This is a genomic window from Virgibacillus alimentarius (assembly GCF_017874635.1).
GTDB classification, from domain to species: domain Bacteria; phylum Bacillota; class Bacilli; order Bacillales; family Amphibacillaceae; genus Virgibacillus_B; species Virgibacillus_B alimentarius.
The window spans coordinates 1-13,562 of the sequence record NZ_JAGIKX010000009.1 but is presented as its reverse complement, the minus strand read 5'-3'; the positions used below and the strand labels follow the sequence as shown (position 1 = coordinate 13,562).

Here is a 13,562-nt window from a genome sequence, read left to right as displayed (position 1 = left end):
CTCATTTAGCAATAAGAAAAGCAAATTTCGCAAAATAGTTGTAAAGTTTGTCCACTTAGCTGCATAGATATGTACTGGTTCGATCTCTTTTAGGATGGAGGTGCATCATGTCAAAGTGGGTCTATTATGCAATCGGTTATGTATTTATCACGTCAGGGCTTCTTAAATTACTTGTATCCGATTTTGAAGTTATGTTTGTCGGTTTAGGGCTTCCTTTTCCAAGTATAACGTTGCTTCTTGTTGCCATTGTGGAAATCACAGGGGGAACGCTTATTTTAGGAAGAAGATATATGAAAATAGCGAGCATTGCACTAATGACAATCATGCTCGGGGCCATCTATGTGACCAAAGTACCAATACTCTTAACAGAAGGATTTTTGTCATTCGCCTTTGAAGCGAGGCTCGATATTGTTATGCTTCTTTTATTAATTCCTATTTTGAGGTACCGCGAAGTAAACGCGTAAAATTTATCCAGTTGATGTTGATAAATAATCCACAGAGTTATCCACATATGCACAAGTGTTCCCTGCTATTTTGATGATTTTTGTCGAAATTATACTATATATAGATTTTCATTATCTTGTTCTCCACATTTGTGCATAACTAATTAAAAATTGTGGACAAAGAGGAAAGTTGTGTATAAGAAAAGGCTATCTCCTTTTTCTAGGAAATAGCCTTTTATGGTCATACTTAGTTAGTCCTGCTCCGTCAGTTTCAATGTTTTTTCCTGTTGTTTCCCATCTCGATAAAATGTGATTTTCACTTTATCTCCGACTTCTTTTTCTTGATAGAGAATTTTTCTTAAATCAATCATGTTCATCACTTCTTTTCCATCTAGCTTGGTGATAACATCCAGGCGCTCCATGCCTGCTCTATCTGCAGGTGATAAAGGATCGACACTCCAAATGTACACACCACCTTCAACTTCTTTAGGAAGATCCAATGTTCGATTCCACTCGGATTGTGGTACTTCATCTAATGAGTATATTTCCACTCCTAAATAGGCTCTTTTTACTGTTCCTTCTTTTTCTAATTCATTAATGATGGGGCCTGCAGTATCAATAGGAATAGCAAACCCAATGCCCTCGACAGCCTCCTGATGGATTTTCATGGAGTTAATTCCTATCAGTTTGCCGTCAATATTAATCAGTGCTCCTCCACTGTTACCAGGATTAATGGCTGCATCTGTCTGAATCACTTCTGCTTGCCAATCTGCGCGTCCGTCCTGGTTAAAATCCTGAGGAATTGTACGTTGTTTTCCACTAATTACACCTTGGGTGACAGAGCCGGAAAACATTTGTCCTAATGGGTTTCCGATCGCAATTGCTGGTTCGCCAACCTTTACACTACCGGAAGTCCCCATTTCAATTACCTTTTCCACATGCTTGCTGTCCATTCGAAGAACGGCTAAGTCTGAAAATAAATCACTACCCATTAAATCTGCTTCAATATGTGTGTCATCAAATAATACCACCTCGATGGCGTCTGCTCCCTCAATAACATGGTGGTTCGTTACGACATAGGCATATCCATCTTCTTTTTTATAAATTACTCCAGATCCCGAACCAGCTTCACTAACTTCTTGCTGCTGCCAGAAATCCGCTGAGCGTTGGATGTTTGTAACACCTACAACTGCTGGACTCACTTTTCCTACAACATCCGTTATTTGAGTAGATACGTCAACATTAACTTGTTTATTTGTGACATTATTTCCATTATCACTTTGACGCACTTCTTCTCTATTATCGGGTGTAAAGTTAGAATTCATTAGATTTGGCATAACAACAACCACTAATAAAATTCCTATAATGATTCCAAGAAGTATGGGAATTAACCAACGGCGATTCTTTTTCCGTGGACTTTTTGGGTAGTGATCGTTATAATAACCCATTTAACACCATCCCCTTTTTCATGACACCTCAACAAAACGTAAAACCGAACTTTCCTGTATTACCTCATTTACAAATAGATTAAACGGATAAGTACTTTTCTGTAGCTACATTATACATTGCTGTTGGTGTTTTTGGATCTGTATCGAATAAATCAACGTTGATGCCACGTTCTTTTAGTATTTGATCAACAGACATTCGAGCCAGATCTTTCATATTATTATCTTGACTTAAATGTGCTAAATAAATACGCTTTGTTTGATTTCCGATAATGTCACTTAATGCCAATCCTGAATCTTCGTTGGAAATATGTCCTGTATCCCCTAAAATACGCCGTTTTACATTCCATGGATAACGTCCCATTCGTAGCATGCTCACGTCGTGATTTGCTTCAAATATGTAGGCATCCGCATTTTCGACCGTCTTTTTAATTCGCTCTGATACATAGCCTAAATCGGTAACGAGAGCTACCTTTTTATTATTTTTATGGAATGTATAAAACATTGGCTCTGCTGCATCATGGGAGACACCAAATGATTCAACGTCCATATCACCAAATGTTTCTACAGTTTCCATACCGAAATGGAATTTTTGATCTACGGATAGCTTTCCGATTGAATTTTCCATCGCTTTCCATGTTTTTTCATTAGCAAAGATTGGCAAATTGTATTTTCTAGCAACAATACCGAGTCCTTTTATATGATCAGCATGTTCATGTGTTACTAAAATCCCATTTAATGTCTTTGGATCAACATTGACTTCATTTAACAGCTGGTCAATTTTCTTTCCGCTTAAACCTGCATCAACTAATAATTTTGTTTGATCGGATTCAATATAAAATGCATTTCCTGTACTGCCTGATGCCAGTACACTAAACTGAAACGTCATCTTCCTCCCCCCGATGAATTATTTCAAGCTTTTTCTCAAGCTGATTTAAAATACTGCCCTTTACCTTTTGATCACCTTTTAATTGACGGATACCTTTTACATATTCGGTAAGAACGTCGCTAATAAAGCTGTTCTCATCACTTGAAAATACAAATCCTTCGATTGCATTGACAAAATAATTTTTCTCCTCATTTACCGTCACTTTCCATGTTGGTACAAATACTTGAACACCATTTGCTAAGGGGACTCTCGTATGAAATCCAATATTGACTTTCGTTATTTCATCCCCTGCATTTAACGTATTTGCTTTATACAATGTTTCAATGGCTTTAATCGGTTTGATTAAGGTTTTCTTCTCTGCACGCGGTTCTGCATCTCCAAGCATTGTCTGCGTATAATAAATCATTTCATTATCATCATTTAAAAAGACTAAGACCATTCCATTTTGATTAAAATAAATCGGTCTTTCCTTTTTCTCTTGAAAGAAGAAAAGCACATTCAAGTCCTTATTCCAATCCCAAAATGTATATTCCTTTGGGTAAATGATGGATTTCTTAACCGTTTCCTCAATCTTTTCTTCCGAGTCACCTGGTGATATCGGAACAGGGTCTTCAAATTCAGAAATAATAAAGTTCTTATCAACGGATAAAGGTTCTTGATTTTTAAACCCTTCTACTTTCTTAAGGTCGTCTGTTGAAAAACTTTTTGGCTTCACAGATAAAAATGACTCATCAGAAACCTTCTCTGGCAATGAATTTATTTTAATATCTTCTGATTCAAGCTGTTCTTCAATTGGTGAATCTTGTCGTTCTAGCACTCCTATATTGGACTGCGATTGTTTATCAAAAAACTGAAATAATAAATACACATCAAGGACAAGGAAACAGAGGATAAATAGTGTTTTTATTTGGCTCCATTGCATCCTCAATTCCCTCCTTTATCACGGTCATCATTCATCTTTATTTCTTGCCAGTGGCCCTTATAATTTACATACCATGCGGGCTCAAGCATTAAGCTATAAGTTGCATTGTCTAAATAGGATAATTGATAGCCGACTTGAATATCGCTAATTTTATCAATTTCATACTCCGACTCATTTTGAAGGAAGAAAATAACGTCACTGCCTGATGGCAATGTAACCGGATCTTCCCCTAGGCTATTATTTAAGATGAAAAGGGGCCGCCGGTACTGATGCAGTTCTTGCTCACGCCATACTTGTTCAATAACGGATAAATCATTTCTATTATAGACTGGATACCCGTCATAACGCATTCGAAAACGAAGGCTATTTGCCGATCTGTCGATTTTCTCCAGTTTATACGTATTTGTCCAACCCTTATGTTCATTAACATTGGAGATGCTGCTATCTAATAAATCGGCTGGATCCATTGGGTCAAAGTTTGGGTTGATCGGATTGATAAACTCCATATTTTTCTCATCATGCATCACGCTCAGACCACGCTGTCCGTCCGTAAAATATGCTTCGCCAACATTCGCACTTACCAGGGATGGGTTACTAAACAAGGCGTTTACAAGCATATCCGGATCAGTGCCTTTTACTGCCATGGAGCGTTTTTTCATTTGTACGTCATTCTTTGGCAAATAAATTTTTTCATCGCCAGGCTCAAATAATACATATTCACTTAGATCGTCGAATTGAGATAAGGCTGACCACAAAAGATCATATTTGCCAGTATTATCAATCATAGCGGTCGCTTGTTTTCTTTCATCGACTGACAAAAATGTTACATGTAAGGTTGTAGCCGATGGATCAAAGGTAATGAATATACGTTTAAACGACCAGTTGGGCAAAGGTTCATCCTTGTTCAATGTAAATAGACTTGGCAGCATCTTAACCGGGATTGCATCAGGGAAAATGAGCTCTACCATGTATTTATTGGATGGAATAGAAGCGTCACTTACAGTTAAGTCATACAACACCCATGACTGCATATCCTTATATAAATTTTGACTGTTTAATGGGTCTGTGTATGAAAAATAACGTCCATTATTATGAAAAATAATCGATCTGGGCTCGATTAGACTCTTTTTCGTTTCTTCTATCCCTCCGATGTCGACTTCGTTCACATAGGAAGTGTCATACGTAAGTTCATTATTTGGCTGATAAGTCCACAGCCCAAATGTAAGCAGTAAACTTAATCCTACTAGAACACATAAAATAAATGTTTTAACGGATTCCAATTTCATTTGCGATCTCCCCGCTTTTGATTCATTAGCGGAAGTGTAAAAAGCACTGTTGTGCCTTTTCCTTCTTTACTTTTCGCCCATATTTTCCCGTAATGTGCTTCCACCAATTCTTTGGAAATAGCTAAACCTAATCCAGTACCGCCAAGCTTTCTCGTTCTTGCTTTATCTGCTCGATAGAAACGGTCAAATATTTTATCCAGTTTATCATACGTTATTCCTAGCCCCTGGTCTTGAATACTGATTAGTAAACGGTGTCTTTGTTTTTCTACTCGCAGCCGAATTGTGCCACCCTCAGGTGAATACTTAATGGCATTCGATATAATGTTATCCAAAACCTGCGTCATTTTATCTTTATCCATCCACACAAAATAGTGTTTTTTCGGTAATTCCCTCTGAAGTGTTATATGTTCCGGAATATTCATATCAAATCGATCAATGACCTCATGAAAATAAGCGATAAAGTCTATTTTTTCCTTATAAATGGAGTATTCTTTATTATCCATCCTGGAAAGCTGCAATAAGTCATTAACCATCCGGATCATACGCTCCGTTTCATTTTGAGCTACGCTTAAGAATTTAGGCGCAATTTCCTTATCTTCCCATGCGCCATCTGCTAATGCTTCCATATAACTTCGCATGGTTGTTAATGGCGTACGTAATTCATGGGAAACATTTGAGACAAATTCTCGTCTTTCCTGCTCTACCTTTTCTTGTTCCGTCACATCACTTAGAACAGTAATTAAACCTGTCACTTCGTCTTCTTCATCATAAATTGCGGAGAAATTTGCACGAAGCAAGTAAAACTCCTGATCATCACTTAAATCAATAAGAATGGAGCCACTATCCTGCAATTCGGTAAGGTCGACATTCTTTTCCTCTAGTGGCAGTATATCAAGTAAAAATTTACCCGCTATCTGATCGGGACTTTGTCCTATAAATCTTGCAGCAGCTTCGTTTACTAATGATACGTACCCTGCCTTATCCGTAGAAATGACGCCTTCTGTCATATTCGATAAGACAGAACTTAGCTTTCTTCTTTCCTTTTCCGTTGTAGCCCGTGATAGGAGCAGTCGGTCATTGAGATCATTAAAGGTCTCTGCAAGCTGGCCAATTTCATCGGTACCATACACATTAACCTTTTGTGAAAAGTCACCTTTCCCCATTGTCTGCGCCTGTCTACGCATCTCTACGATTGGCTTTGTAATGGTCCGGGCAACTAAAATTCCTAGCAGTGCAGATACAATAATTGCCAAAATGGAGCCTTTTAAGAAAATCTCATTAATATTTTGCAGCTGGTCATAGACACCTTCCAGTGAGGCTTCTAAATATATAGAGCCAATCACATTTTCTTCTTTATCATATATAGGAACAGATTTTATAAAAACCCGATTTCCTGTTTTTGCATTTCGTAATGTATTATCTAAAGAAGATCCAAATTTAAGGGTTTTTTGTACAATGTCTTCCGTTGTTTTCTTTCCAATAATATCCCGGTTTTTATAGTCGTTACTGCCTATGACACGGCTTTGGCTATTGATCACTTGTATGTTCGTAATCGCATCCGTTCCAACATCCGTGACAATCGTCTGTACTTCTTCCTCCAGCGTCATTTCACCTTCGTCGTCAGTACGATCTTTATTAAATGCCTGTTCTAAATTATAACTTAAGAGCTCCACCCGATCGTTCACAGACATCTTGAAATTTTCAAGGAGCTCTGATTCTAATTCTCTAGCGACATAGGAACCAATCACTTGTACCGCTATAAGTAATAATAAAATATATATAATAATAAATTTTAATTGGATGGAGCGGAAAAAACCAACCTTCTTCATGCACAACTACTCCTGCTCAGGATTACGCAAATAATACCCAACACCGCGACGGGTAACGATCCAAGTTGGATTACTTGGGTTTTCCTCAATTTTTTCGCGTAGTCTTCTTACCGTAACGTCAACGGTACGTACATCACCAAAATAGTCATAACCCCAAACGGTTTCAAGTAAATGTTCGCGGGTCATTACTTGTCCGATATGGCGGGCTAAATAATGCAATAACTCAAACTCACGATGCGTTAAATCAATATGTTCTCCGTCTCGCGAAACAGAATATGCATCTGGATGAATAACCAGTTTGCCAATAATAATGTTTTTTGAGGGCTTCACTGTATCGTCAGGAGCTTGCTGTTGTCTGCGTAAATTTGCTTTTACACGTGCAATCAACTCCCGGTTGCTAAAAGGCTTGGTTACATAATCGTCAGCACCAAGTTCAAGACCTAACACTTTATCTATTTCTGAATCTTTTGCTGTCAACATAATAATTGGCATGGTTTGTGTCTTCCTGATTTCCCGACACACTTCATTTCCATCCTTGCCTGGAAGCATAATATCCAGTAGGACGAGATCAGGCTGGTCATCCTCAGCAAGTTCGATTGCTTTATCCCCATCATAGGCACAAATTACCTCATAACCTTCTTTTTCTAAATTAAATTTTAAAATATCTGCAATTGGCTGTTCATCATCTACTACTAGAATTTTTAATGCCATGCTATTCACATCCCTTTCTCACTTTAGGAAAAAAATAAAATCTATGTCATTATGGGTTGTCTATATTTTCAAACATACTCTTGATCTATTTTATCGTACTTTCCATAAAAAGTCTTACTTTGAAATTAATGAAAGCGGGTTTTCATATCTTTCAACTACTGATTTCCTTCCTTTTTTCAAAGATAAACTTTTCAAGTAGTAGCGATCTTTTAGACGTTTAGCAAATAACAAAAAGAGACGGATACTCATACATCTTATCATGTAGAATCCATCTCTGTCTCTCTGATTCAAAATAGTTGATGCGTTACAGCTTGCGTAACACCCTTTTATGCTTGTTGCATGGATACTGGCGGAATATCACTAGAATCATAACGATGATCTAAATCAACGAATTTATTATATTCCTTTACGAAGGCTAACTCGACATTGCCAACCGGACCATTCCGCTGCTTAGAAATAATAATTTCGATAATATTTTGCTTTTCTGATTCGGAATCGTAATAGTCATCACGATATAGAAATCCGACAATATCCGCATCCTGCTCAATACTTCCTGATTCCCGCAAGTCAGACATCATTGGACGTTTATCTTGCCTTGACTCTACACCACGGGACAACTGGGATAAAGCAATTAGCGGGACATTTAATTCACGGGCAAGTCCTTTTAAGGAACGCGATATTTCTGATACTTCCTGCTGTCTATTTTCCTTGGAATTTACACTTCCCTGGATTAACTGCAAGTAATCGATTAAAATCATTCCGAGTCCGTGTTCCTGCTTTAACCGGCGGCACTTGGAACGAATTTCACTTACCCGGATTCCTGGAGAGTCATCAATGAAAATTCCAGCATTTGAAAGACTCCCCATCGCCATCGTTAATTTACTCCAGTCTTCTGCTTCCAGTTTTCCTGTTCGTAAGCGCTGTGCATCAATATTTCCTTCTGCACAAAGCATACGCGAAACGAGTTGATCTGCGCCCATTTCCAAGCTAAATATAGCAACACTTTCGTCCGTATTAATAGCTACATTTTGAGCAACGTTAAGGGCAAATGCCGTTTTACCTACAGATGGACGAGCAGCGATAATGATTAAATCGTTTCGCTGAAATCCAGAAGTGATCCGATCCAAATCTCTAAACCCCGTTGGTATGCCGGTCACATCACCATCGTTTTGATGAAGTTGTTCAATATTATCATAAACTTCAATTAGGACATCTTTTATCGCTTTAAAAGAGCCTGAATTTTTACGGCTGGAAACTTCTAGTATACTTTTTTCTGCTTCATTTAGGACATCCTCTACTTCGTCTTCTTTCGCATAAGTAGTCGTTACGATATCTGTAGCCGTACGTATTAAGCGGCGTAACAACGCTTTTTCCTCTACTATTTTACTATAGTAAATGATATTTGCTGCTGTTGGTACACTACTGGCTAAGTCGGTAAGATAGGAAACCCCACCGACTTCATCTAATGTTTTTTCGTTTGAGAGAGATGTTGTTACGGTAACTAGATCAATAGGTTCTCCCCGATCTGAAAGTTTCATCATTGTTTGGAAAATACGTTGGTGTCCTGCTCGGTAAAAATCATCGGGCATCAACAATTCAGACGCTTGTGAAAATGCTTCTGGTTCTAAAAATATTGCCCCTATTACCGCTTGTTCCGCTTCTATATTATGTGGAGGCGTTCGGTCATTCCACTGTTCGCTCATTGTTTTTCCCCCTTTAACCGAGAGATTTCTATGATGTTATTTTTCCTCTGTAACATGAACATTAATCGATCCAGTTACCTCTGGATGAAGCTTTACAGGGACAATTGTATGCCCTAATGCTCGAATTGGCTCATCTAATTCAATTTTCCGTTTATCAATTTTATGACCATGTTCCTTTTTTAGTGCTTCAGCGATTTGCTTACTTGTGATCGAACCAAATAGACGTCCGCCTTTTCCTGATTTTGCTTTTACTTTTACAGTGAGGTCTGCTAGTTTATCTTTTAAATCGATGGCTGCCTCTTTTTCTTCCTGTTCTAATTGTTCATCTTTACGTTCTTTTGCTTCTAAAGCTTTCAGATTACCTGGTGTTGCTTCAATTGCCAGGTCCTTCTTAAGCAGGTAGTTACGAGCATATCCGGTTGATACTTCTTTTACTTCTCCTTTTTTGCCTGTACCTTTTACGTCTTTCATAAAGATTACCTTCATGATGATTCTCTCCCCTCAAAGTATTCTTCAAGTATATCTTTTAAAAATGCTTCCGCGTCATCAATGGTTGTATCCTCTATCTGTGTAGCAGCGTTTGTTAAATGTCCGCCTCCATTCATTTTTTCCATAATGATTTGGACATTGACATCACCTAGAGACCTGGCACTAATTCCTATTTTATCATCTTCACGCTCACAAATAACGAAAGATGCATTGACACCACTCATCGTTAAAAGCGTATCCGCTGCCTGAGCAATAAGTATTTGCCCATATCGCTCTCCCTTTTTCGCCTTGGAAATGGCAATGGATTCACGGTAAATCTCTGCGCGTTCGATTAATTTGCTTCGCTTAATATAAACATCCAAGTCTTCCTTCATCAGCCTTTGAACTAAAACTGTATCAGCACCCTTTGAACGTAAATAGGAAGCTGCATCAAAGGTTCGTGACCCTGTCCGTAATGTGAAGCTCTTCGTATCAACAATAATACCAGCTAATAAGGCTGTAGCCTCAAGCATTTTAAGTTTTAATTTCTTTGGTTGATATTCCAGTAACTCTGTAACTAATTCTGCTGTGGATGATGCGTATGGCTCCATATAAACAAGTGTCGGATTTTCAATAAAATCTTCTCCCCGGCGATGGTGGTCAATGACTACTTTAAATTCAGCTTTCTGCAGCAAACGTTCATTGGAAACCATCGCTGGTTTATGTGTATCTACGACAACAATTAAACTGCGGCTCGTTAGAATATCTTCAGCTTCTTCTGGTTCCACAAAATGCTGCCAAATCGCTTCCTCCTGTTTAATGGCACGCATCAAGCGCTGTATCCCCGTATTGACATCATCTGGATCATAAACAATATGACCGTCAACATCATTTGATTTTGCAATGTTTAAAATACCGATAGCTGCACCAAAAGCGTCCATATCGGGGGCTTTATGCCCCATAATAATGACATTATCACTTTCTTTGATAAGCTCCTTTAATGCGTGGGATATGACACGCGCTCTTACGCGAGTCCGTTTTTCCATCGGATTTGTTTTTCCGCCATAAAATCGAACTTTTCCTGTTTCATCTTTGATCGCTACCTGGTCTCCCCCGCGCCCTAACGCTAAGTCCAGACCTGATTGAGCCGTTTCTCCAAGTGTTGGCAACGGCATATTGCCAACACCAATGCCAATACTGAGCGTAACAGGATTCTTCTGGGCTTGATCCGCGTTTAATTCACGTACTTCATCCAGAATATCAAATTTGGAGTCCTCGAGCTTCTTCAGTATCTCTTTCGTCCCCACCGCTAGAAAACGATCTTGAGACGTACGTTTTAAATAAAATCCATAAGCATGTGACCAATTATTTAAAACGGAAGTTACTTTGGAATTAAGCTGACTCTTCGTTGTATCATCCATGTTTTGCGTAATTTCTTCATAATTATCGAGATAAATAATGGCTAAAACCGTTTGTTCATTTTGATACAGATTTTCTATTTCCGTCTGAGCTGTGCGGTCAAATAAATAAAGCAACCGTTCATCTTTCTTAATCACTGCTTGAAATCTATATCCTTCTAGTTCAAACCAATACTCATCTTTATTTTCTTTAATATGCGCAATTAAATCTTCTGCGAGTGTATTTAGAGAATTTCCGACTAATGTATCATCTGCAGCGAATCGATTCATATAGGGATTGGCCCATTCAATTTTATACTCTTCACTAAATAGGAGAATACCAATTGGCATTTCCAATAATGCCTCTTCCCCAACCTTTTTGATGCGATGAGAAAGGGTTGAAATATATTTCTCTGTTTCATTAATTAATGTTTGCTCCGTTCGGATACTATAGTAAAAAGAAACAGCTAGTAATATCGTCATTACGATTCCTAGTTTCCACTCGAAATACCAAATTAGCCCCAATAAAATAATGGAAAGTATATAGATCATCCATAAATGACTGCTAAATGTTGGTTTTTTCTTTACATCTGACATGAAAAATTCACTCCTACTATTTAACAACCGTTTATTTTTTACGTTGAGCTATCCGATCCCTAAGCCCAAAACCTAAATCAATTATACCTATGATCCGTACGAAATAAAGGAGAAGAAATGGTAAAAGCAATGTCAGAACTACGCTAAGTATTGGAATTGCTTTTGACCATTTTTTATAGTTTGCATAGAAAAAGATAAATGACAACCCTTGTATCGTCATCAACACACCTGTTAATGTGAAAATATTTATCACGGCTAAGTAAAAAACACTGTTAGGATCCAAATCAATAAACGTAAATAGTAAGGCTACGAAGTAAACCCAAATTATTACAACTGGGAACCGTAATGAACGGAAAGGCGGAAAACGAAATTGTCTATTTTCCAGCCGATTAATTAATTTATAACTAACCCATTGAGTCAGAAACGCGAATACAATAGCTATAAGAGCGAGTACAACTGGAAACAAATCTTGCATGAGTTCAATCTGATCCTTGAGAAGTTCCTGAGCCTGCGTTTGATCTGTTATTCCGTATTGCCCCATAATCTCTTGACTCATTTCCATCGAGTCATTAACCATGATATCAATTTCTTCTAACCAATTGATTTGTAGCACAAGCTGTATAAAAAGAACTACAAATAATAACCCTGCAATAAAGCCAATTGCTCCTCTTCCCCATGTTTCATATGGGGATAATCCTTGATGGATTGCAGTACCAATCAAAATTCCTGCGATTCCTACTAAGACAGTTAAAGGTAATGTCACGGAAGTTTCGAAAAACAATGTAAAAAGAATCGCAGCTGCCAACATTAATAAAGAAGGCTTCCAGCTATATTTAAACGTATATAGAACAAATGGTATCGGCAGTAAAAATATAGCAATAACGATAAAGGCAGGAATAAACCTTGCCATTAATAGAAGTAAGATGAAGATCCCTGTAAATAGAGCCCCATCTGTCATTTGTTTCGACTGATTCATTTTTTGCACCTCAACAATTGATAACATAACTTAAAATACATATTTTTTAGCTTATTGGTAAGTTTGTCATTCTAATATGATAACATGATTTTGACCGTAATTGGCCCTGGAAATGATAAAAAATATTTCCACGTCATTTTTGAAAAGTTTCTTACTATATCATGCACTTACTATTCTTTTTATAGGATTCCCATTATAATAAAAGGATGAATCAATTTTATCAATTATATCTTCTAAAAGTCGAATATCTTAACTTTATTTTTTTAGTGGCTTTTGGTAAAAAGGATGAATATCATGGTCTTTTGGAAAACATTTTTGCATAGCCTTCAGCTTCCTTCTAAAAATGCAATGTTTAAATTAAATCGAACAGGGATGGATATTGCTGTCCTGTATATGTTTATGCTCTTGCTTCTGGTTTCAGTGCCTTCCCTGATCGACCGGCTAACAACAACCGGCCAACCAGGTTCGGATTTAAATTTACTGTTCTTACTGATTTACTTTTTTATTTTTTATTATTTACCGATGACAGTCATCGTTTTTCTATTGCTTTCCTTCGTTGCCTATATTGGCACATGGATAGCTAAATTCATGCAGCGAAAATTAAAGTTCCCATTACTCTTCAAAATGTGTGCTTATATTTCCACTGTACCATTTATTCTATATACCATCGTTGCAATCCTCTTTCCAATTGATGATACTTTTTTATGGTTTGCTCTATTGTATACGTTTATTTTCTTGGTTAAGATGATTACTGTTTACCCGAAACGCAGAGTACGCTAAGAATCAACTCGTTATTACAAAAAATCGAGTAGGTGACTAACCATTACTTGGTTAGTCGACCTCTCACACCACCGTACGTACGGTTCCGTATACGGCGGTTCAATCTCTTGAGTATC

At 37.6% G+C, this 13,562-nt stretch carries 12 protein-coding genes; 2 read left to right on the top strand and 10 right to left on the bottom strand.

Going from position 1 to position 13,562, the window contains the following annotated elements:
- The first annotated feature begins 107 nt into the window (after positions 1-107).
- A complete protein-coding gene (locus J2Z81_RS07025; protein ID WP_029265846.1) occupies positions 108-464 on the top strand; it encodes a DoxX family protein in 357 nt (118 codons plus the stop codon).
- Between the two features lie 230 nt (positions 465-694).
- On the opposite strand, the gene J2Z81_RS07020 is transcribed toward J2Z81_RS07025, so the two are convergent.
- From J2Z81_RS07020 to J2Z81_RS06975, 10 genes are all read right to left on the bottom strand, one after another.
- Entirely contained in the window at positions 695-1,891 is a 1,197-nt protein-coding gene (locus tag J2Z81_RS07020) for a S1C family serine protease (RefSeq protein ID WP_226370991.1), read from the bottom strand.
- Positions 1,892-1,970: 79 nt separating this feature from the next.
- Positions 1,971-2,777 carry an MBL fold metallo-hydrolase gene (locus J2Z81_RS07015; RefSeq protein ID WP_029265850.1) on the bottom strand — a complete coding sequence of 269 codons (807 nt, stop codon included), beginning with the start codon at positions 2,775-2,777 and terminating at the stop codon, positions 1,971-1,973.
- Positions 2,761-3,699 (bottom strand): two-component system regulatory protein YycI, encoded by a 939-nt coding sequence (locus J2Z81_RS07010; RefSeq protein WP_051681335.1) that lies wholly within the window; start codon positions 3,697-3,699, stop codon positions 2,761-2,763. Before J2Z81_RS07010 ends, J2Z81_RS07015 begins: the two co-directional genes overlap by 17 nt.
- A gap of 2 nt (positions 3,700-3,701) precedes the next feature.
- Complete coding sequence (locus J2Z81_RS07005) at positions 3,702-4,985, bottom strand: YycH family regulatory protein (protein WP_029265854.1); 1,284 nt, start codon at positions 4,983-4,985, stop codon at positions 3,702-3,704.
- Positions 4,982-6,814 carry a cell wall metabolism sensor histidine kinase WalK gene (walK, locus tag J2Z81_RS07000; protein WP_029265855.1) on the bottom strand — a complete coding sequence of 611 codons (1,833 nt, stop codon included), beginning with the start codon at positions 6,812-6,814 and terminating at the stop codon, positions 4,982-4,984. The genes J2Z81_RS07005 and walK overlap by 4 nt, the downstream gene beginning before the upstream one ends.
- Positions 6,815-6,820: 6 nt before the next feature.
- Positions 6,821-7,525 (bottom strand): response regulator YycF, encoded by a 705-nt coding sequence (gene yycF / locus J2Z81_RS06995; protein WP_226370990.1) that lies wholly within the window; start codon positions 7,523-7,525, stop codon positions 6,821-6,823.
- Between the two features lie 326 nt (positions 7,526-7,851).
- Positions 7,852-9,228, bottom strand: a complete 1,377-nt coding sequence (gene dnaB / locus J2Z81_RS06990; protein WP_226370989.1) for a replicative DNA helicase — start codon at positions 9,226-9,228, stop codon at positions 7,852-7,854.
- 36 nt (positions 9,229-9,264) lie between these two features.
- The gene (gene rplI / locus J2Z81_RS06985; protein ID WP_226370988.1) at positions 9,265-9,714 is read right to left on the bottom strand and encodes a 50S ribosomal protein L9; all 450 of its coding nucleotides are present in this window, start codon (positions 9,712-9,714) and stop codon (positions 9,265-9,267) included.
- Positions 9,711-11,690 (bottom strand): DHH family phosphoesterase, encoded by a 1,980-nt coding sequence (locus tag J2Z81_RS06980; protein ID WP_226370987.1) that lies wholly within the window; start codon positions 11,688-11,690, stop codon positions 9,711-9,713. Before J2Z81_RS06980 ends, rplI begins: the two co-directional genes overlap by 4 nt.
- Positions 11,691-11,721: 31 nt before the next feature.
- Positions 11,722-12,666, bottom strand: coding sequence for a YybS family protein (locus J2Z81_RS06975; RefSeq protein WP_226370986.1), 945 nt, complete (start codon positions 12,664-12,666; stop codon positions 11,722-11,724).
- Positions 12,667-12,960: 294 nt separating this feature from the next.
- Here J2Z81_RS06975 and J2Z81_RS06970 point away from each other — a divergent pair, with 294 nt between their 5' ends.
- A complete protein-coding gene (locus J2Z81_RS06970; RefSeq protein ID WP_029265864.1) occupies positions 12,961-13,446 on the top strand; it encodes a DUF1189 family protein in 486 nt (161 codons plus the stop codon).
- Positions 13,447-13,562: the final 116 nt, after the last annotated feature.

Excerpts from the sequence above, each read along its gene's own strand:
- J2Z81_RS07005 (WP_029265854.1), bottom strand. The coding sequence starts at position 4,985 with ATGAAATTGGAATCCGTTAAAACATTTATTTTATGTGTTCTAGTAGGA.
- J2Z81_RS06980 (WP_226370987.1), bottom strand. The coding sequence starts at position 11,690 with ATGTCAGATGTAAAGAAAAAACCAACATTTAGCAGTCATTTATGGATG.
- rplI (WP_226370988.1), bottom strand. The coding sequence starts at position 9,714 with ATGAAGGTAATCTTTATGAAAGACGTAAAAGGTACAGGCAAAAAAGGA.
- dnaB (WP_226370989.1), bottom strand. The coding sequence starts at position 9,228 with ATGAGCGAACAGTGGAATGACCGAACGCCTCCACATAATATAGAAGCG.
- J2Z81_RS06975 (WP_226370986.1), bottom strand. The coding sequence starts at position 12,666 with ATGAATCAGTCGAAACAAATGACAGATGGGGCTCTATTTACAGGGATC.
- J2Z81_RS07025 (WP_029265846.1), top strand. The coding sequence starts at position 108 with ATGTCAAAGTGGGTCTATTATGCAATCGGTTATGTATTTATCACGTCA.
- J2Z81_RS07015 (WP_029265850.1), bottom strand. The coding sequence starts at position 2,777 with ATGACGTTTCAGTTTAGTGTACTGGCATCAGGCAGTACAGGAAATGCA.
- J2Z81_RS06970 (WP_029265864.1), top strand. The coding sequence starts at position 12,961 with ATGGTCTTTTGGAAAACATTTTTGCATAGCCTTCAGCTTCCTTCTAAA.
- J2Z81_RS07010 (WP_051681335.1), bottom strand. The coding sequence starts at position 3,699 with ATGCAATGGAGCCAAATAAAAACACTATTTATCCTCTGTTTCCTTGTC.
- J2Z81_RS07020 (WP_226370991.1), bottom strand. The coding sequence starts at position 1,891 with ATGGGTTATTATAACGATCACTACCCAAAAAGTCCACGGAAAAAGAAT.
- walK (WP_029265855.1), bottom strand. The coding sequence starts at position 6,814 with ATGAAGAAGGTTGGTTTTTTCCGCTCCATCCAATTAAAATTTATTATT.
- yycF (WP_226370990.1), bottom strand. The coding sequence starts at position 7,525 with ATGGCATTAAAAATTCTAGTAGTAGATGATGAACAGCCAATTGCAGAT.